19 protein-coding genes and 1 tRNA gene are annotated in these 17,746 nt (G+C 53.4%); 9 read left to right on the forward strand and 11 right to left on the reverse strand.

What is annotated here, in order from left to right; genetic code table 11:
* Nucleotides 1–34 precede the first annotated feature (34 nt).
* Both J0L72_11455 and J0L72_11460 read right to left on the reverse strand, forming a co-directional pair.
* On the reverse strand, nucleotides 35–1,114 hold the full coding sequence (locus J0L72_11455; protein MBN8691383.1) for a PilT/PilU family type 4a pilus ATPase: 1,080 nt from the start codon (nucleotides 1,112–1,114) through the stop codon (nucleotides 35–37).
* A gap of 9 nt (nucleotides 1,115–1,123) precedes the next feature.
* A complete protein-coding gene (locus J0L72_11460) occupies nucleotides 1,124–1,759 on the reverse strand; it encodes a hypothetical protein (protein ID MBN8691384.1) in 636 nt (211 codons plus the stop codon).
* A gap of 200 nt (nucleotides 1,760–1,959) precedes the next feature.
* On the opposite strand from J0L72_11460, the gene J0L72_11465 reads away from it, so the two are divergent.
* The 4 genes from J0L72_11465 (at nucleotide 1,960) to recJ (ending at nucleotide 5,173) form a co-directional block, all read left to right on the forward strand.
* Nucleotides 1,960–2,454 (forward strand): transcription elongation factor GreA, encoded by a 495-nt coding sequence (locus J0L72_11465; protein MBN8691385.1) that lies wholly within the window; start codon nucleotides 1,960–1,962, stop codon nucleotides 2,452–2,454.
* A 94-nt stretch (nucleotides 2,455–2,548) separates the two neighbouring features.
* Nucleotides 2,549–2,842 carry a preprotein translocase subunit SecE gene (gene secE / locus J0L72_11470; GenBank protein MBN8691386.1) on the forward strand — a complete coding sequence of 98 codons (294 nt, stop codon included), beginning with the start codon at nucleotides 2,549–2,551 and terminating at the stop codon, nucleotides 2,840–2,842.
* An 8-nt stretch (nucleotides 2,843–2,850) separates the two neighbouring features.
* A complete protein-coding gene (gene nusG / locus J0L72_11475) occupies nucleotides 2,851–3,378 on the forward strand; it encodes a transcription termination/antitermination factor NusG (protein ID MBN8691387.1) in 528 nt (175 codons plus the stop codon).
* Between the two features lie 76 nt (nucleotides 3,379–3,454).
* On the forward strand, nucleotides 3,455–5,173 hold the full coding sequence (recJ, locus tag J0L72_11480; GenBank protein ID MBN8691388.1) for a single-stranded-DNA-specific exonuclease RecJ: 1,719 nt from the start codon (nucleotides 3,455–3,457) through the stop codon (nucleotides 5,171–5,173).
* Here recJ and J0L72_11485 read toward each other — a convergent pair.
* Genes J0L72_11485 through J0L72_11495 form a run of 3 tightly spaced genes read right to left on the reverse strand, consistent with a single transcriptional unit; the run spans nucleotide 5,170 to nucleotide 7,557 of the window.
* A complete protein-coding gene (locus J0L72_11485) occupies nucleotides 5,170–6,156 on the reverse strand; it encodes a PDZ domain-containing protein (protein ID MBN8691389.1) in 987 nt (328 codons plus the stop codon). The genes recJ and J0L72_11485 overlap by 4 nt on opposite strands.
* Nucleotides 6,146–6,955 (reverse strand): hypothetical protein, encoded by an 810-nt coding sequence (locus tag J0L72_11490; protein ID MBN8691390.1) that lies wholly within the window; start codon nucleotides 6,953–6,955, stop codon nucleotides 6,146–6,148. The genes J0L72_11485 and J0L72_11490 overlap by 11 nt, the downstream gene beginning before the upstream one ends.
* Nucleotides 6,952–7,557 (reverse strand): RNA polymerase sigma factor, encoded by a 606-nt coding sequence (locus J0L72_11495; protein ID MBN8691391.1) that lies wholly within the window; start codon nucleotides 7,555–7,557, stop codon nucleotides 6,952–6,954. The genes J0L72_11490 and J0L72_11495 overlap by 4 nt, the downstream gene beginning before the upstream one ends.
* A 211-nt stretch (nucleotides 7,558–7,768) precedes the next feature.
* Here J0L72_11495 and J0L72_11500 point away from each other — a divergent pair, with 211 nt between their 5' ends.
* Nucleotides 7,769–8,719 carry a peptidyl-prolyl cis-trans isomerase gene (locus tag J0L72_11500; GenBank protein ID MBN8691392.1) on the forward strand — a complete coding sequence of 317 codons (951 nt, stop codon included), beginning with the start codon at nucleotides 7,769–7,771 and terminating at the stop codon, nucleotides 8,717–8,719.
* Between the two features lie 55 nt (nucleotides 8,720–8,774).
* On the opposite strand, the gene J0L72_11505 is transcribed toward J0L72_11500, so the two are convergent.
* Complete coding sequence (locus J0L72_11505; protein MBN8691393.1) at nucleotides 8,775–10,130, reverse strand: MATE family efflux transporter; 1,356 nt, start codon at nucleotides 10,128–10,130, stop codon at nucleotides 8,775–8,777.
* Nucleotides 10,131–10,251: 121 nt separating this feature from the next.
* Here J0L72_11505 and J0L72_11510 point away from each other — a divergent pair, with 121 nt between their 5' ends.
* A complete protein-coding gene (locus tag J0L72_11510) occupies nucleotides 10,252–10,926 on the forward strand; it encodes a TIGR00266 family protein (GenBank protein MBN8691394.1) in 675 nt (224 codons plus the stop codon).
* Nucleotides 10,927–11,385 carry a hypothetical protein gene (locus tag J0L72_11515; GenBank protein MBN8691395.1) on the forward strand — a complete coding sequence of 153 codons (459 nt, stop codon included), beginning with the start codon at nucleotides 10,927–10,929 and terminating at the stop codon, nucleotides 11,383–11,385.
* On the opposite strand, the gene J0L72_11520 is transcribed toward J0L72_11515, so the two are convergent.
* On the reverse strand, nucleotides 11,351–12,061 hold the full coding sequence (locus tag J0L72_11520; GenBank protein MBN8691396.1) for a biotin--[acetyl-CoA-carboxylase] ligase: 711 nt from the start codon (nucleotides 12,059–12,061) through the stop codon (nucleotides 11,351–11,353). The two genes, J0L72_11515 and J0L72_11520, sit on opposite strands and share 35 nt — an antisense overlap.
* Nucleotides 12,062–12,136: 75 nt before the next feature.
* Here J0L72_11520 and J0L72_11525 point away from each other — a divergent pair, with 75 nt between their 5' ends.
* Nucleotides 12,137–13,831, forward strand: coding sequence for a PQQ-dependent sugar dehydrogenase (locus J0L72_11525; GenBank protein MBN8691397.1), 1,695 nt, complete (start codon nucleotides 12,137–12,139; stop codon nucleotides 13,829–13,831).
* Between the two features lie 59 nt (nucleotides 13,832–13,890).
* On the opposite strand, the gene J0L72_11530 is transcribed toward J0L72_11525, so the two are convergent.
* Together J0L72_11530 and J0L72_11535 are read right to left on the reverse strand one after the other, a co-directional pair.
* Nucleotides 13,891–14,853, reverse strand: coding sequence for a PEP-CTERM sorting domain-containing protein (locus J0L72_11530; protein MBN8691398.1), 963 nt, complete (start codon nucleotides 14,851–14,853; stop codon nucleotides 13,891–13,893).
* Between the two features lie 106 nt (nucleotides 14,854–14,959).
* On the reverse strand, nucleotides 14,960–15,592 hold the full coding sequence (locus J0L72_11535) for a hypothetical protein (protein ID MBN8691399.1): 633 nt from the start codon (nucleotides 15,590–15,592) through the stop codon (nucleotides 14,960–14,962).
* Between the two features lie 408 nt (nucleotides 15,593–16,000).
* Between J0L72_11535 and J0L72_11540 the strand changes: the two genes are divergently transcribed.
* Nucleotides 16,001–16,492: a hypothetical protein gene (locus tag J0L72_11540; GenBank protein ID MBN8691400.1), complete on the forward strand. Its 492-nt coding sequence runs from the start codon at nucleotides 16,001–16,003 to the stop codon at nucleotides 16,490–16,492.
* A gap of 78 nt (nucleotides 16,493–16,570) precedes the next feature.
* On the opposite strand, the gene J0L72_11545 is transcribed toward J0L72_11540, so the two are convergent.
* A complete protein-coding gene (locus tag J0L72_11545; GenBank protein MBN8691401.1) occupies nucleotides 16,571–17,563 on the reverse strand; it encodes a PEP-CTERM sorting domain-containing protein in 993 nt (330 codons plus the stop codon).
* A 104-nt stretch (nucleotides 17,564–17,667) separates the two neighbouring features.
* Nucleotides 17,668–17,742: transfer RNA gene (locus J0L72_11550), tRNA-Gly, on the reverse strand.
* Nucleotides 17,743–17,746: the final 4 nt, after the last annotated feature.

A 17,746-nucleotide genomic window follows, 5' to 3' on the forward strand; every position in this document is an offset into this window, starting at 1 on the left:
GTTCTCTGGCGCGACGAGTTCCAATGAGTTCAACTTAGCGGCGGAGGAGCTGTTTGAGCTCAGAAACCACACCGGCATATTGAACCGCCGTTTGCTCATTGATGATTCCCGCTTTGGCGTAGCGCACCAGCGATTGGTTCATGGTCTGCATGCCCCAGAAACCGCCCTCATTCATCATGGCGTAGAGGTCGTTAAAGTGGCCATCCTCAATCGCCTTTTGGACAGTTGGGGTCACGATCAGAATCTCGTTTGCAACCACACGTCCGGCGCCGTCAGCGCGAGGAACGAGCTTCTGGGCGACAATCGCGCGAAGCGAGTTCGCAAGTCGCTGGCAAAGGTGAGCCTTTTCGTGTGGTGGGAACATGTTGATCACACGGTCCAGAGTTTCGTAAGCGGAAGCGGTGTGAACGGTTGAGAAAACCAAGTGACCGGTTTCGCCTGCGGTCAACGCCACGTGCATGGTGGTCGTATCGCGCATTTCACCGATCAGAATTACGTCTGGAGCTTCACGAACAACAGCTCGGAGCGCCGGCATAAAGTCTTCAGTGTCGATTCCGACTTCTCGTTGAGAAAGATACGCGGTCTTGTCGGAGTGGACAATTTCGAGCGGGTCTTCGATCGTGACGATGTGGCAAGGCCGCTGCTCGTTGATGATATCGATCAAAGCAGCGAGGGTCGTGGTCTTTCCCGAACCCGTAGGACCCGTCACGAGGACCAATCCCTGTCGATGCTTAGTGACTTCTCGCAGAACCGGCGGCAGGCCAAGCTCTTCAAGAGTCCGAATTTTCATCGGAATAATTCGCATGACTGCAGCTGCGCCACCGCGCTCGCGATAAATGTTGCATCGCACACGGCAGGAGTCCCCAACCTGGAAGGCAAGGTCCATTTCCATGTGATCTTCAAATCGCTGAATCTGCTTTTGAGTCATCAAGCCATAGAGCAATCGCTGGCTATCGGCCTGGGTGAGCACTGGCCAGTCGCCAGGTACGTCTTGAATCTCGCTATTGCGCTTAAATCGTGGCTTAGATCCAGCCTTGATCATCAAGTCTGAAGCGTTCATTTCGAACCCGAGAAGGACGAGTTCGTGGATATTAACTGTTGCTGCGTCTGGCATAGGTCAACTTCAATGGCTGGATTTTCCGCTCCGCCCGAGCAGGATGAAGTATACCAAGAGCCCGGCGGAAATCGAACCAATGACGATGATAGCGATCAAAACGTTCATTGGCACTGCATTACTGCTCGAGGATTGTTCTGGCACGACTGGCGGTGGAACGTGCCTCAGTGGAATTTCGATCTTTTCAGTCTCTTGGGTCCGAAGCGCAATAAGATATTCAATGCTGGGGGGATTCGAGCTAAATTTGCCGTCCACAACCACTGCATCGCTCGAATAGCTGCGCAGGGTTCGGGCAGTGGGAATTTCGCCGTCGAACACAACAGAAAAAGTCTTGATCGTGTTGGGCGCCAATTCGCCCGAGAACGCTTTCGCCAGAACTTGCAGATTCAGCGCTCCGGTCGATCGGTCAATCAGGCCACTAACGCCAAATCTGGCTTTAACGAATTTTTGATTCGCCTCTTTCCCAAAAGCGTCGTCAAACACATAAACGCCTTTGGGAGCGACGCCAAGTTGAAGCCCGATGCCTTCAATGACTTTTTGGAGCACTGGCTTCGGAAAGTTCGGGTCGAGCATTGTGATATCCACGAGTTCGGTGCCGGTCGGCTCCTCTTTGACGACCACCGTCGCTTGCGGTTTGGCACTCACAGGCAATTCCTGTGCGGAAATGGTTGTAGAACTGCCGATAATGAGGAAAAAGAACAGTGAACAGAGCTTTCGCACTAAAAGAAAATACCCGGCATGGAACTTTCGCACCATTTGCACGTAATTCCATGACGGGCGATGAACAGTGCGGGCTATAATACGCGTCTGTCCAGAGACGCTAAGGACTACCGAATATGAGTGAAATGGAAGGAGTATTTGTATCACCAGCAGGTTTTGTGCTGACGCCGGAAGGTTATCAGCGCTTGCAGGAGGAGCTGGAGCACCTAACGGTAGTTAAGCGCAGCGAGATTGCGGCTCGAATTCGCGAGAGCAAGGAACATGGCGAATTCAGCGAGGATAACAACGAACTCGATGAAGTCAAGTTTGAGCAAGCAATCGTCGAAAACAGAATTTCTGACCTAAAGATGATCTTTGCCGGCGCACAGGTACTAGATCAATCCACCCTGACGAATGATGTGATCAACATCGGAAACTACGTCACCGTTCGCGATGGCGATCGGGGGAGCGAGTTCGAAGTCCGGTTGGTTTCGAGCATCGAAGCCGATCCCGATGCGGACTACATCAGCAACGAGTCTCCGATGGGAATGGCACTCTTTGGCGCATCAGTCGGCGAAAAGGTTTCGTTTGACGCTCCGGTCGGCAAGATCACCTACGAAATCTTGAAGATTCGCAGTTAAATTCCTAGCGATTTTGGTTTGTTAAGCGGGTACACTCGGTACTTCCCCCGAGGTAACCAGCTTAATTGAACACGCCTCAGGGACGAAGAATTTGATGAAGACTATGGGAAAGGACGAAGCTCCAACATCCGGCATGACTCCCGCAGGCGGCGCACCCAAGGGTAACCGTGGCGCTGTTCCTGTGCCGAATTTCAAGAAGCGCGGTGTTCGCGGATTTATTCAGGACGTCCGCGCCGAAGCGAAGAAGGTGCATTGGCCCACGCGACAAGAAGCCATGCGTCTCACCGGCGTTGTCATCGCCGTTTGTATGATGGCAGTCACCATTCTCGGCGTACTTTCCTACGGGTTCGGATACGTTCTCGAACTCCTCTTCAAGTCGCGAGGTTAACCACAGAAATGGCAAAAGCATGGTACGCGGTCCACACGATTTCTGGACACGAAAACAAAGTACGCGAGGTGCTCACCCGCCGCGCCCAAGTCGAAGGTTTCTGGGATTACGACCTCTTTGAGATTCTGATTCCGACAGAGCGTGAACAGGCCACCCGGTCCGGCAAGCGCGTCGTGGTCGATAAGAAGGTCTTCCCTGGCTATATTCTCGTTCAGATGAACATGACCGACGACACCTACAAACTGGTCAAATCCACCAGCGGTGTCACAGGATTTGTTCAATCTGGCAACAAGCCAGTGCCGCTCGAAGATTACGAAGTTCGCCGAATCATGAGCAACCTCGAGGCCAGCAAGGAAACTCCAAAGGTGGCCTATGTCAAGGCAGACATCATTCGAGTCATCGAAGGGCCGTTTAGCGATTACACCGGCAAGATTGAAGAAGTCAACCTCGAGCGCGAGAAGCTCAAGGTGCTTATCAACATCTTTGGCCGAGAAACTCCGGTTGAACTCGATTTCGCTCAGGTAGAAAAGGCGTAAGCCGTTAGAATTCAAACCAGCGGCGCACGGGATGTTAGGTTCCGTGCGCCAATTATTTTCTTAGTCTCACTGTCCCATGGTCATTTCGCCCCGCCCCGACTGCCGCTGGATCGTCAAACAGCACGATCCTGAACTGGCGACCAGAATCGGCAATGAACATGGGTTGCCACCATTGGTCTCTCGGCTGCTGGTGAATCGAGGGATCGTCGACTCCGGCGCGATCGAAGCTTTTCTCAATCCGAGCCTCGACAATCTTCACGATCCAAAGCTGCTGCCAGATTACGACGAAGCGGTCAAGCAGATTCTCTCCGCTCGAGAGCTCGGACACAAGATTTTTATCCACGGCGACTACGACGTGGACGGCGTTACCAGCACCGCGCTATTCAGCAGATTCCTTTCCAAGATCGGCTGCGACATCATCTCGCACGTTCCTCACCGGATGAAGGAAGGGTATGGCATTCACATTTCTGTGGTTGACCGCGCCCACGAGCAAGGCGCAAAGCTCTTCTTGACTTGCGACTGCGGCGCGAGTGCGATCGAGCAGATCATCCGCGCTAAAGAGCTTGGCATGAATGTAGTCGTCACCGACCACCACTTGCTCAAAGAGAATCTTCCGCCAGCCGATGCGATCGTCAATCCGCACCGATCGGACTCGATTTATCCGTATCCAAATCTGAGCGGCGTCGGAGTTGTATTCAAGCTCTGCGCGGGAATCACCGCCGAACTTGGCCACTCGCTGGATCATTACTACCGCGCCTACCTGGACCTGGCTACGCTAGGCACAGTCGCGGACATCATGCCTTTGACAGGCGAAAACCGGATCATTGTCGCCAACGGGCTCGAACGGGTCCAACTCAGCCAAAAGCCGGGACTGCGAGCGCTCATTTCAAAGATCAACCTCAAGGGCAAGCTCACGACTCGTAATATCGGATTCAACCTCGGCCCAAGATTGAACGCAGCAGGAAGAATCGATGATGCCGCACTCTCGCTCAAGTTAATGCTGGCGACGGAGGATGACGTCGCGATGGAGATTGCTGACCAGCTCGAAGCCTTGAACAACGAACGTCGCTCCGAACAAGAACGAGTCGTCGCCGAAGCAATGGAGATGGTCGGGGCCAGTGAAGATTTTGACCTTCCGCTCGTCATTTTGGCCAAAGAAGGATGGCACGAAGGGCTGGTCGGTTTGATGGCAGGAAATTTGGTCAAAGAGTACTACCGCCCGGCTTTCGTCGCCCGGATCATGGACGGAGAGGCGAAAGGGTCCGCTCGGTCGATCCCTGGCTTCCATCTTGCCGATGCGCTAAACCGCGTTGGGCACCTGCTCAACTCGCACGGCGGTCATGAACTCGCAGCCGGCTTCTCGATGGATATCGAGAACTTTGATGAATTCAAGCGATTGCTACTGGAGGATGCAGCCAAAGTGCTTTCACCAGAACTTCTTGTCCGGACGCTGACCATCGACGCAGAAACGACCATCCGCGAAACGAATCTGGATTCCCTTGCCCAACTCGCAAGATTGGAGCCGTATGGACAAGCAAATCCCGAGCCGCTCTTCCTCGCAAGAGGCGTCAAGCTCTCGCACACGATGCCAATGAAAGACCCTAGCCACGTCCGCGCGGTGTTTAGCGACGGGCGCAAGAACATCGTGACGGGTGTCGGATTCGGGATCGCGCCGCTATTCGAGGGAATCAGTCCGGGAGATACCGTCTCGGTGGTGTTCACCACCGAAATCGACACTTACGGCGGGAAAGAATCCGCCAAGTGGATGATTAAAGACGTGATGAAGGAATCTTAAGGCTCGAGGGTGATCGAGCCGGACTGAGTGGATTTTCGCGATGTTGATTCGATCTTGAGATCGCGAACGTAAACCTCTTCCCCGCGCTTAAACCGAACTGCCATTGTTTCTTCGACTTCGGCTTCAAACAGCATCACGGCAAGAGAGATTGAATCGGGCGATTGAAGTTCGCCGAATCGGGTGATGATGTCTCCAGGGCGCAGCCCTATCTTGCCTGCAGGCGATCCCTTGGAAACGCTGGTGACCACCACTCCGCCGCTCGCGTTCTTATACAGAATTCCTACGAATGGGTGATCGACTTCATGGTCTTCTGAAAGAAATCCCTCGACGACTCGAGAGAGAACTTTTGGACCAAGCGCATAGCCTACAGTCACCCCGTGTGGTCCGAACTTTTCTGGAGCGGCTTGGTTCGCAAGTCCTTTCGGCTGTGCCTGGCCCATTCCAAAAACCGGTTCGAGTGTGGCGTTCAGAATTCCAGCCAATCGGCCATCAACGGTAAGAACTGGTGCGCCCCCAAGCTTTCTGCCCGTCGATTCGAACTCAAGCTCCCATAGCCGGACGTAGCGGCGGCTCGATTGCAAAAGACCGTTTCGATTTTGGGAAATCAGTTGCCCAAAGATCGGTCCGTCGCTACTCATCGCCACCAATCGCTGTGTCAAAACATCGCTTTCGCTCGCCAACCGCACTGGATTAAATTGTCCAGTCCGCCAATCTTGAGCTTCCAGGAGCACGAGTTGGGTCATTGAGTCTGCGCCGATTTTGCGCATGCGCAATGTCTGGCCAGAACGCGAAAACCCGATGGTGCTGTTGGACTTTGCTACAACACTCGAGGCAAGGAACAAGCCTTGATCCGAGATCAGTACCGCGAAGCCCGAAGGCGATTCCTTCGAACCCAGAGCCACCAGTCCCGAGGCAGCCATCTCCAAGTTGTTGCTTGGAACGGCTTGCCCAGAGAGCGCAAGCAAAGCGGTACTAACTGCCAATAACAACATCGTCTGATACGTTCACTTCAAAGGCTTCATTTGCGCCGGTCTCGGAATCAGGCGCGTTGGTCAAGAGCACGGCGTTCTCGCTTTCTGGCGCGCCAGCAGTGCCAAAGCCAGCGTTACCAATTGGGGCGCCAGTACTTTGTGTGTTCTTCGAATAGCTCTTGTAGGCAACCGATGCGAGGGCGGCCATATCGTCCACCGAAAGATGTCCAGAAATACGTGATCCTGCCGAAGCGATCCCTGGCATCGGAGCCGAGTCCCTTGAGGCCATCAGTGGTCGATGCCGGCGTGTGGAAGGTCTGGTTGGACGCGCTGGTTCCCGAGTCGAATTGACGTCAACGCTAGTCTTTGGGCCGGTTTCGATTTCAGGAGAGACTGAGATCTCTTCATCGAGCTTTGGCGCAGAGTTCGTTGGGGCCAACTCCGTATTCGGCGACTGCATCGCCACGGTTGGATTCGAAGTCTCACCAATAGGACTCTGAATTCGAGAAGTCGACTGGTTCATCGCGATCACCATCAAAGCCGCGGCAGCCGGTACGGCGACAGCAAACGGCATCCACCGCATCCACGATGGCTTTGCAGCCGGCGCGGCCTGAATCGCATCCTTTACCCGAGCAAATGAGACTTGGGGCTCAGGAATGCCTTCATTGAGTTGCTTTAGGTCGGCAAACGCACCTTTGAGCAGCTCTGCGGTCGCCAATTCGTTGGCGGACAGCATTCCCAAGTACTCCTTGGTTTCAGCCTCGGTCAGTTCACCAGCAGCAAACAGCAATTCCAGTTCTTCGCGTTTCAATTCTTTTCCTCCAGTAGGGGCAACATTCGGTCTCTCAGCGCTCGCCGTGCTCTCAGCACTCTGAGCTTTGCGCCTCCGACCGTACAGCCACAGATTTGCCCAATCTCCTCATAATCGCGCTCTTCAATGTCGCGCAAAACAATCATATTTCGGTGGTGCTCCGGGAGCGCGGCGATCGCTTTTCGCAGAATCATCACGCGCCGATCACCTTCTAAATTGTCGACCGGATCGTCGTTGACATTGGCGGTCATCCAACTGAGCGCACCTTGAGCTTCTTGCTGCTCCAAATGCTGCCGTCGATTGGACATCCGCGCTCGGTCTGTGCCTAGGTTCGTCGCGATCCGCAACAACCATGTCGTGAACTTGGCTTCGTCTCGATACCGCTCCAGGTTTTTGTAGGCACGAACAAACACCTCCTGTACAATATCTTCGGCATCATCGCGCCGCCCACACATCTGAAAAGCAAATCGGTACACCATTTGCCGATGACGATCAAACAACTTTTCGAATGCATCGAAGTTGCCTGCCTTTGCCGCGAGAACTAATGCCTCGTCGCTGTCGGGATCTAGTTGGTGATCCCAGGCACCCACAGGGGTTGTCATCTTTCGCTTTATTGTAAGTGCAATCGAAGCCATTTTGTCTCGGGGGCAACGGCATATTGGCCGCTTTACAGAAGAAAAACGTCTTGACAGGCTCAAAGTTACGCAGGACTTTTGACCTGAAATCGGTGACGCGCAACCGATTGTCGTTCGTCCTTTACCTAGGAAACTCGTCAGGGCGTTCTCAAATTGCCCTGCGTCTTGCGTGAAATCTATGTCGTATTTGAAAAAAGGCCTTTTGCTGGCCACCCTGATTTTTGCGAGCTTGGCCAATGCTCAGAGCGATCCGACCAAACCAGTTGCCACCGTTAATGGCGAAACCATTTCTGGACTCGAATACTTCCGGCGCATGGAATTTTTGCCAGGCGTCGGCCGGATGGTGCGGGGAGAATTCACCGAAACTTGGCCGGGATACATTGCCATGCAGCAGCTCATCAATGAGCGGTTGATCCTACAACTCGCCAAAGAGCGAGGAGTATTCCCGAAAGAGGCCGATGTCAAGGCAGAACTTGATTCCAAGGTCGCTGCTAATCCAAAGCTAATCGAGAACCTCGCCAAAGTAGGCATCTCGAAGGCAGATTTGGAGAATCAAATCCGAGTTGACCTCGCCGAATTCAATATCATCACCCAAGGCATCACCATCACCGATCTGGAAGTCGAAAAGCACTACAAAGACAATCCAAGCCGGTTCACGATTCCAAAGCGGTACAAGCTGCGCCTGATTGCCATTCCAGCCGAGCGAAAGGCGAGCGTCGAGGCCGATCTCGCTGCGGGCAAACCGTTTGCAGACGTTGCCACCAAGTACAGCACCGATCCTAGCTCGCTTCAAGGCGGAAGCATCGGCGAGGTCCCAGCCAACGCTTTTTCCGAACCAGTTCTTAAGGTACTCGATGCGACCAAGATCGGTACCGCGACGGACTGGGTGCAAGGCAACACAGGCCTGTTTAAGTTCTATATCGAAGATATCAAGCCTCAAGAGAAGATTCCACTAGACGACAACCTCAAGAAGCAACTTCGAAAGAGCTTGATGCTCGACCGGGGCCGTGTCAAGAACAACATTGAAAAGCTGATGGCAGAAATGCGAAAGAAAGCAAAGATCGAAGTCGTTCAACCAGGCCTGAGCGACATGATCAAAGACTGGCAGCTCAGCCCAATCGCCGACTGATCGCACTCAAGACTCAATGTAAAAAAGAACCCGGCTCACCGGGTTCTTTTTTTGTCTAGACCTTGATCGTTTTCCAGTGCCCCTGATTCCAGGTCCACATCGCCATCAATCCTTGCGCCGCCTGCGAACCACTCATCGCAATCCAAGCTCCGGTCGGCCCGAAGAAATGGATCAAAACAAGCGCAAGCGGTACGCGCAGTCCCCACAGTGAAGCGATCGTGATCCAGGTCGTGCGCCTGGTATCCCCCGCCCCTTGAAGCGCGCCGATCATAACCATGGCATAGGCGAACAGAATCTCGGTTACGATGAGGATTCGGATGTACATCATCGCTTGGTAGGCAATCCCGGGCTTATCACCGCCCGTCAGAATGTCTGCGATTTGTGGGGCAAAGATGAACGTGGGAATAGACAGAATAGCCACAACGATTGCGGCGGAATGCCCCGCAACCCACCCTAATTGGTGCGCCCGCTCAGGCTTCTTTGCTCCGAGATTCTGACCAACGAGCGCGCCTGCTGCCATCGAGAGTCCGAACGCTGGCATGAACATGATCGCTTCGATGGCGATGCCGATTCTTAGGGCGCCCATCGCGTTTTCTGCGCCAGGAGCACTTTTCAGTAAGAAGGTGAAAACGCTAAAGCTCAGCACCCGAAGGATCGCTTGCAGCGCGCCCGGTCCCGCGATGTTAAACACACGGTTGGTCCAGCTCTTGGTGGGAATTTCAAAGTTGAAAGAATTCCCGAGCGCTGTGCCTCGGACAAAGAACAAATAGATCACCGCGCTGAGCCAAGCGCTAATGGCGAGCGCGAGTGCTGCGCCCGGTAACCCCATCCCCGCCCCAGGGACGTTGACGCCATACATCTCCCTGCTCGGAAAAATCAGGAAGAAGTTCAAGATCATGTGGATCAGAATCTGCAGCCCGCTAAAGAACATGGGCGACTTGGTATCTCCGACTCCACGCAACGATCCCGCGAGCACCGTGATGATTGCCGAAGCCGGCAATGAACAGGAGAAGATGCTCAGGAACTTGATGAATTGTTCCGCCGCGACATGATCTGTTTCAGGAACCAAAATCCTGGGCAGCAGCGGGACGATCGCCAAGCCTACAAGCATCATGACGACGCCAAAGAGGAACCCCAATACTAGGCATCGGCGGTTGGCTTCCTTGTACTCGGCTTCCTGTTTTGCACCAAACGCCCGGCTGACGAGTGCTGTGCTAGCGACACTCACCGTCATGATCAGCGAGAACATTAGAAAGATCACGTTGAGCGCAGATCCATGAGCCGTGAGCGCAGACTTTGGAAGGTGCCCCACGAAATACGTGTCTAACAAGCTGTTGATGACCTGGAGGCCGTTCAGAGCGACGGCTGGCCAAGCGAGTCTCCAAACTTCCTTCACATCCCCAATCGGCAATACGCGATTGTCTTTCAGAGACGGCAATAGTGAAGGAACTTTCAAAATGGGACAGCACAGTCTACGTGTTTTGTCACTCAATTTGTTTCGGTAAACAAACCTGAAGTAAGATTCAAACAACATGCATTACGAGCTGTTGTATCAACCTGCGTTCGCCGTGGCCCGAATCACCTTGCAACCTGGCGAGAGCATTCGCGCTGAAAGTGGCGCGATGATTGGGATGTCGCCAAATGTCGAAATCAGCAGCAAGCTCCCAGGTGGCATTGGCAAGGCGATCGGCCGAGTATTGGGTGGCGAGAGCATCTTCCAAACCACGTTCACCGCTCACAATTCGATTGGAGAAGTTCTGCTAGCACCCGCCACTCCAGGAGATATCCTTCCGATTAATCCCGGCGCCGGGCTCGTAGTCACCAGCGGTTGTTACCTCGCAGGGCAGACTCACCTCGAAATGAAGACAGTCGCCTCCATGAAAGGCTTCTTTGCGGGAGAAGGTCTGTTCATGATGCAACTGATTGGCGATGGGCTGGCTCTTCTTAGCTCATTTGGAGCGGTTCATGCGGTCAACCTCGAGCCTGGTCAACAATACGTTGTCGATACGGGAAATCTGGTCGCGTTCACTCTCGGGATGAACTATGCTGTGCGCGCTGCGCAAAAGAGCTTGCTCGGTTCGTTCACCTCTGGCGAAGGATATGTGGTGAATCTGACCGGACCAGGCCAAATTTACATTCAAACACGGACATTGAACCTTGGCGGATCTGGTGGAAACGGTGTCAACCTGCTGAATCTGTTCAACTAAATGCTTTGGCGATCCACTTATCACACCCAGCGGGGCGAGATTCCCGCTGGTGTTGGGATCAACCTCGTGGATTCGAACGGTGCGCCAGTACCACTTTCTGGCGCAAGTGCGGTCGTGCTTTCCCCGACTCCGGAGGATTTTCGAGAGCGCGAACTGTGGCTTCGATTATTCCGCGCAGAACTTATGGTCCCATTCCGGATCGGGTTCTTTGCGACCAATCCCACTAAAGCGCAATGGTCGAAGTTCCTAGAAGCTCATCCACCATCCGTGCACCAAGATTGTGTTTGCTGTACGACCGGGTCCCTTCTAGACTTAGCTTCAGGCGAGCGGAGGACGATCGCACTCGTGTTATGCGGCGCCGAGCCTCAGCTCATGATGATTGGGCCGCCAAACGAAGAAGCTTGGGACGAGTTTTTGCAAGCCGCTATTGCGGCCCAAACAGCGCATCCGCAACCATGATCGACGTTGTTTCGCCGTCCACAGAGGCGATCAATTCACCATCTGGCCCGATTCCAATCGCGATGGCAATGTCGCCGTTGGGAAGCTGATATTTCTTGCCGGGAGTCGCGTCGAAGTGCATCCACACTCCACAGATGCTCTCCCACTCCTCCGGCTCCGGCATTCCTTCGAGTCGGTCCAAAATTGCCTTTGCCATCCGCACCGGGTCGTGCTGCCCGCTCCGATGGATGGCGAGGCTTGTCGCGGTCTCTGCAATCTCTTCGGGCATTTCGGTTTGATTCAGATTAAGGCCCAACCCAACGACCGGAATTCGGCGGCCCTTAGAGTCTGCAAAAATCTCAGTCAGAATTCCGCCGCACTTTTTGCCGTCGAGCACGATGTCGTTGGGCCAGCGAACCTTCGCGTGCACCGCTCCAGCGGCGGCAACGGCCACCGCCATGCCGATTAGCCAAGGCTTAGGATGGTCGGCGTAATCCGGGAATGGGATGGAAATCGTCAAAGAATCCCCAGCATTGCTCAGCCAATGTCGATCGAATCTTCCCTTCCCGGCGGTCTGATGCGCAGCGTAAACCACCTTCGAATCTTCGCCGCGCTCGATCATTTTGGCCACGACGGTCTGTGTCGAATCCACCTCGTCCAGCACCATCCAAGTGTCGTGAGCAAATGTTCCCTTCATCTTCCTAAAGGTTACTCGGAAAAAACTGGCAGAATTTTCGAACCAAATCAACCCGTTGTGACGGACAATAGAGTGATGTTCTCAAGAACTTTTGCTTTAGGCTTTGCCTTGCTTGCGCCAGTCTCTATTTTTGCTCAACTCGGTCTCTCTCCTGTCGTCAGCACTTTGGTTCGGCCGGTCGCGGTGGCACAGCCGCCTGGAGAAACCAACCGAATCTTTGTCGTTGAGCAACGCGGCACCGGCGGAGCGTTCCCCACTACGTCTGGCCGAATCCGCATCATCAAGAACGGCGCGCTTTTGGCGACGAACTTTTTGCTCGTTACCGGCCTGACCAACACTTCCGAAGAAGGTTTGCTCGGTTTGGCGTTCGATCCAAACTACGCCACAAACGGCACATTCTATGTTTACTGCACCACCACGGTCAGTTCAGTCGCCGTCAGCCAGATTCGAAAATACACCGTTTCCGCCGGAAACCCTGACGTCGCCAACACCACCGGTGATGTGATTTTTCAAGTCAATCAACCATTCAACAATCACAACGGAGGCACTCTACGATTCGGCCCAGACGGCTACCTTTACCTTGGGCTCGGCGACGGAGGAAGTGGCAACGACCCCGGAAACCGCGCCTTGGACATCAACACCACGTTAGGCAAGATCATCCGGATTGATGTCAATGGCGATGATTTTCCAGCAGACGCGACAAAGGACTACCGCATTCCGCCCACAAATCCATTCGTTGGTGTTGCCGGCGAAGACGAAATCTGGAGCATTGGCGTCCGCAATCCGTGGAAGTGGTCTTTTGATCGAACAGATCGAAACGGCTTTGGCGGCATGTTCATCTGCGATGTCGGACAAGATGTCCGCGAGGAAGTCAACTACGAACCGCCATATGATGTCGTCATCGGTCAGCGGCCCGGAACTCCCTACCGAAACTACGGTTGGAGAGTTTGGGAAGGCTCCCGAAGCACTGGCCTTTCCGGTTATGCTGGATTGGCGTCGCCCGTATTCCCTATTTTCGAATACACACACGCAATCGGCTTAAGCATTAGCGGAGGCACGATTTACCGAGGCACTCGGCTCGGTATTCAATACTGGGGAGATGGTTTCTTTGGCGATTACACCGGCAACTTTTTCTACAATCTAGATCTTGCGATCAACCCGATTACCGCGCTATGCAGCAACTCGCCAGTTCTCACCGCGACGGTTCCCGCAACAGCAAGTTTAACGCCGAGCAATCCCGTTGCATTTGAGACGTTGAACGATGGTGAAATCTATGTTTGCGAGCAAGGATTTGCGACAGGAAGTCAGCGCCTCAGCAGAATCGTTTCGACGACGGCTTCGCGACAACTTTCTGGCACTATTCAATACGGAAACCTGGATAACAGCAAGCGGCCACGCGGCGTGAACATGCAAGTGGATATCACCAGCACTTCGGGGATCGATCACACCATCGGAGTAGGCACCAGTCCCTCCGGCGCGTTCACCATTCCCGTTCCGACAGGAGTTGGAAAAATTGCAATAAAGCCAATACACTTTTTGCAAAAGGTTGTGGCATTTAATAGCACCAGCGCAGACGTTTCCGGCGTAACGATGAACCTTATCAACGGTGACGTGGACGAAGACAACGAAATCGCATCCGGCGATTTTGATGCTGTTGTGTTGCAATTTGGCAATGCAGGAACCGGAGATGTGGACGAAGACGGCGAAGTTGGCGCAAGCGACTTCGACATTATCGTTGCAAACTTCGGGATTAGCGGCGACGTCCTCTAACCAATAAGAAAGGGAGCGCAACCGCGCTCCCTTTCTCTTTTTTCAGGCGATTCGTTCGATTAGGAATCGCGTTTTCGGCGGCGCAAGAACAAGCCACACAACCCAACGCCGAGTGCAACAAACTGCCCAGGTTCTGGAGCAATCACCAATGCCATCCCGCGAATATTTGCACCGGTCGCGAAAGATAAGGTTTGCGTTCCAGCAATCCCCATGCCCCCATAATACGTTGAGATTTCGTTTCCGTCCAAGATATAGCCGACATTACCATGCCCCCAAACCATATCTTGATTGTCAAAGGTGGTTCCACCCAATCCAACCATCAGTCCAGCACCGCCGACTAATCCCGAAAAACTCGTATTACAGTAATACAGATTGAGGTTGCCGCTGTTTAAATGCAGACCGTAAAAACGACCATCGTTACCAATCAAAGAACCACGAATCGTACCAAGGCCAACCGAGGAAGAATTGACGCCAGAAGAAACGCCTGTAGTCACATTAAACATTCGCGGCACGAGAAAACTTGTGGTGCCAGGGTTTAAATCCCAATAAGCGTAATAGTTTCCGTCCGTGCGCCGGGCCATATTTCCATAAACACCGTAATTCGGCGAATAATTTTGCGCGGAGCTAAATGTAGTCGTGTAAGCCTTTCCAACAAGCCCCAATGGCCCGCTAATGCTAGAAAAGAGAACGCGGCCACTAACCGAATCAAATGTGATCTGATTGTAGTTAGCAGTCACATAATTCATCTGAAGAAATTCGCCGGTGTAATAATCAAACGTACGCACGTAACCCAATGAGTCTAAAACATAAGCCCGATTCGCGCTCATGTCAACAGCGATGTCTTGGATATTGCTATTGAAAAAGCCCGTGCCAAAAGATCCCAAAACCACGCGATTCACTGGATCATAACGCACAACACGCTGGGCACCCGCAGTCGTATTGTCGCCTAACAACATCAAATCAAAGCTGGCCGAAGCCAAGCCAACACAACAAATTCCAAGAGCCAACGTAATCGCGCGCATGCGAGAAGTATACAGGAGGCACACTGAAATCCAAAGAAGACAAACAAAAAATGGCGGGGCATGATGCCCCGCCCATATATGCCTTCTCAAGATTACGAGTGTCGAATTAAGCTGCCAAATGGATTGCGCCGCTGCTGCCAGGGCCATAAACGGCCACCGGAGCGCATGGAGCAGAGCTGCTGCCGGCTCGGGTCGCAAAGACGCGGTACCACTGAGTTTCGCCGGGGGTGTTGCCCTCGTCGCTAAAGCTGGTGCGCGTTACAGCGCCAACAAAGTTAAAGGTAATGCCGTCAAAGCTAGACTCAACAATGAATGTTGTGCCGTTGCTGTTGCCCGCGCGGTTCCACTTAATCTTGTTCACGCCGGTCGAAATTCCGGTGACAGTCAGCCCAGTCGGCGTGACCACCGGGCCAGCGGATGAGCTGGTCGTGATGCCGAGCGCGCCCAAAATTGCGGGTGTGACCGCAGGATTCGCCTTGAATTGCTTAGCATAGCTGCGGACGGTCGCGGTGACTGCCTTGCGGCTCTTGTCCTTGGTCTCGGTCAAGCCCTTCAACACTTCTTTCGCCGCGAATTGTGCGTTGTAGTCATCCGAAAAAGTATCGGTTTGGCCGTCAATCAATAACAAATCGGTGGATGTCAGACCGAGTTCGCTATCGTATTCACTGCACTTGGCGGCGAAATTCGTGAGCCACGTCTGCAGCTGAGCGTCTGGTTTTGGTAAGTAGTCGGATGCCATATCTTGGATTTCCTTTCGGCTAGTTGCCTCAATGAGGTCAATTCCACATCCATAGCAAAATCCTACAGGCTTTTTTTGAAAATCGATTGAATGAGTTCAAGTTTTCCACGATTTCCGTTATTCATCGGCTTTCCTGGCGTGTTCTCCGACTCGCTCAGAGAAGTCCCTGAATCGTTCGGAGAAGGCAACGAATCACTCAGAGAACTCCCTGGATCATTTAAAGAAGGCAGCGAATCGCTCAGGGAACTCCCTGGATCATTCAGAGAAGGCAGCGAATCGCTCAGGGAACTCCCTGGATCAATCAGAGAAAGCAACGAATCGCCCAGCGCAAAACCCGGTACAAAAATTGCACCAGTTTGCTGAACAATTGGCCAAATCCTTTCGTACAATCTAACTAAGAGCGGGTTCGTGCGCGAGGGCGGCGAAGGGCGTGCGCCGTTCAAAGGCAAATTTGCAGTGATCAATCAACTTGGAGTATTTCGCGAGGCTTTCGGCGATTCTATCTATATGGATTTCGCGATGGTCGGCTTCTTTCGCCGCTATCTGCGCCGGAAAAGCAAGGCCGCCACGCCGACGATCTGGCGCGCTAATCGAGCCGATTTTGGCCCCGATGCCAGCCCAGAACTCTGGGATTGTCAGGTTGTAGAGCTTTGCAAGGACCAATTGCAGCTGTTTTTTCGGCTCGGGGAACCGGGCGGGCGCACGGTGCGAATGCGCTGGGATGTCACCGGCGCGGTGGCGAACGGTCGCTACGCCGAAGAGTTTTCGGGAGGACATTGGATCTCCGCGCCAATCCAGGGGATGGTCGTTGCCGAGCGCGAAAACGGCAAAATCATCAGCCTGAAGGCCAGTTTTGAACAAGAATCTGGCGAAACTCTCACTATTTCTTTGATCCGGTGACGCGGCCCCGCGCGGTTTTGCAAAAAGGTGGCCGGACGATTCCCGCCCGGCCGAGTTTGAAACTAGGATCGAAAAGTCCTAAAATCGCGCGCGGCGCTTTCGCCGCATGAGGATTCCCAGGCACCCAACGCCTATCCCGATCCACGCTCCGGGTTCTGGTGCGTTGATCATCGAGATCGCATTGATGTTGTCGGTAGTGCCGACGTTTGCGCCAGTCACCTTGGCGATGTTGCTGATCGGGTTATAGACATACAGCTTATTCACATACGATCCGCTGGTGAAACCGTGGATCATGTAGCCGTTGTTGTTGTGGCCAAAGGTCCAGTTCGTCATCCCTCCGAGGGTGTAGTAGCTGACCATGTTCATTGGAGTGCCGGAGCCTGTGTATGGCGAGGTAAAAACCTTCGTGTAAGAGGGATTAACCGCTCCATAACCTGCAGAAAGCACCAAATTGTTGCCCATCAGGCTCATTTCAGAGTAAGCGTTATCGACGCTGCTGGCGTCGTAACTCCCGCCGTTGATGAACGCGCCCGCAGAGTTGTATTGGTACTTGTAATAGGTGAATGTGCTGCCAACATTGTATTTAAACATCACGTGGATGTTTCCGTCGGGGGTTTGCTGGGCGTCGGTTGGCCCAAAGCCCGGGCCGCCGGAAAACAACGTGCTGAGCAAAGTTCCTGAATTAGAATAGATCTTTACTCTTCCACTGCTGATACTGCCATCGTATTGTGTGACGAGCAATCGGCCGTCGTTCATGACGCTGATTTTTGGGCGGAAGGCGTAATCGATCGAGGGTAGGCTGAATCCACCGAGGAATTGGCCGGTATAAGCGTTGTACCTATTGACCGCGCCGTATGCATTAAGGGCCAAAACTTCTCCTGGATGCGATGTGTCGTGGACAACATCATAGAACGGCCCGTCGAGCTGGCCAATCTTGCCGAGGTAGATATTGTTGGTGGCGTCGTAGCGATGGATGCCCTCGCTTCCTGCCATCAGCATGAGTTCAAAAGAAGCTTGCGCTGCTGTTGCGCCAGACACTGCCAAAACTAAACCGATTGCACGCCATCTCATATTGATGATTATAGTGCAGGTTTGGGTTTTGTGAGTGAATTCTTGGCCAAGCGGGGAGAAAATAAAAAAGCCCCGCGCCTTTCGGCTGGGACTTTTAAAGAATTTGGAGCGGGCGAAGAGATTCGAACCCTCGACCCTCTCGTTGGCAACGAGATGCTCTACCACTGAGCTACGCCCGCTAGC

This window comes from Armatimonadota bacterium, from assembly GCA_017303935.1.
Classification (GTDB): domain Bacteria; phylum Armatimonadota; class Fimbriimonadia; order Fimbriimonadales; family Fimbriimonadaceae; genus JAFLBD01.

Excerpts from the sequence above, each read along its gene's own strand:
- J0L72_11510 (MBN8691394.1), top strand. The coding sequence starts at position 10,252 with ATGCATTACGAGCTGTTGTATCAACCTGCGTTCGCCGTGGCCCGAATC.
- J0L72_11455 (MBN8691383.1), bottom strand. The coding sequence starts at position 1,114 with ATGCCAGACGCAGCAACAGTTAATATCCACGAACTCGTCCTTCTCGGG.
- nusG (MBN8691387.1), top strand. The coding sequence starts at position 2,851 with ATGGCAAAAGCATGGTACGCGGTCCACACGATTTCTGGACACGAAAAC.
- J0L72_11530 (MBN8691398.1), bottom strand. The coding sequence starts at position 14,853 with ATGCGCGCGATTACGTTGGCTCTTGGAATTTGTTGTGTTGGCTTGGCT.
- J0L72_11465 (MBN8691385.1), top strand. The coding sequence starts at position 1,960 with ATGGAAGGAGTATTTGTATCACCAGCAGGTTTTGTGCTGACGCCGGAA.
- J0L72_11525 (MBN8691397.1), top strand. The coding sequence starts at position 12,137 with ATGTTCTCAAGAACTTTTGCTTTAGGCTTTGCCTTGCTTGCGCCAGTC.
- J0L72_11515 (MBN8691395.1), top strand. The coding sequence starts at position 10,927 with ATGCTTTGGCGATCCACTTATCACACCCAGCGGGGCGAGATTCCCGCT.
- secE (MBN8691386.1), top strand. The coding sequence starts at position 2,549 with ATGAAGACTATGGGAAAGGACGAAGCTCCAACATCCGGCATGACTCCC.
- recJ (MBN8691388.1), top strand. The coding sequence starts at position 3,455 with ATGGTCATTTCGCCCCGCCCCGACTGCCGCTGGATCGTCAAACAGCAC.
- J0L72_11495 (MBN8691391.1), bottom strand. The coding sequence starts at position 7,557 with ATGACAACCCCTGTGGGTGCCTGGGATCACCAACTAGATCCCGACAGC.
- J0L72_11535 (MBN8691399.1), bottom strand. The coding sequence starts at position 15,592 with ATGGCATCCGACTACTTACCAAAACCAGACGCTCAGCTGCAGACGTGG.
- J0L72_11520 (MBN8691396.1), bottom strand. The coding sequence starts at position 12,061 with ATGAAGGGAACATTTGCTCACGACACTTGGATGGTGCTGGACGAGGTG.
- J0L72_11545 (MBN8691401.1), bottom strand. The coding sequence starts at position 17,563 with ATGAGATGGCGTGCAATCGGTTTAGTTTTGGCAGTGTCTGGCGCAACA.
- J0L72_11500 (MBN8691392.1), top strand. The coding sequence starts at position 7,769 with ATGTCGTATTTGAAAAAAGGCCTTTTGCTGGCCACCCTGATTTTTGCG.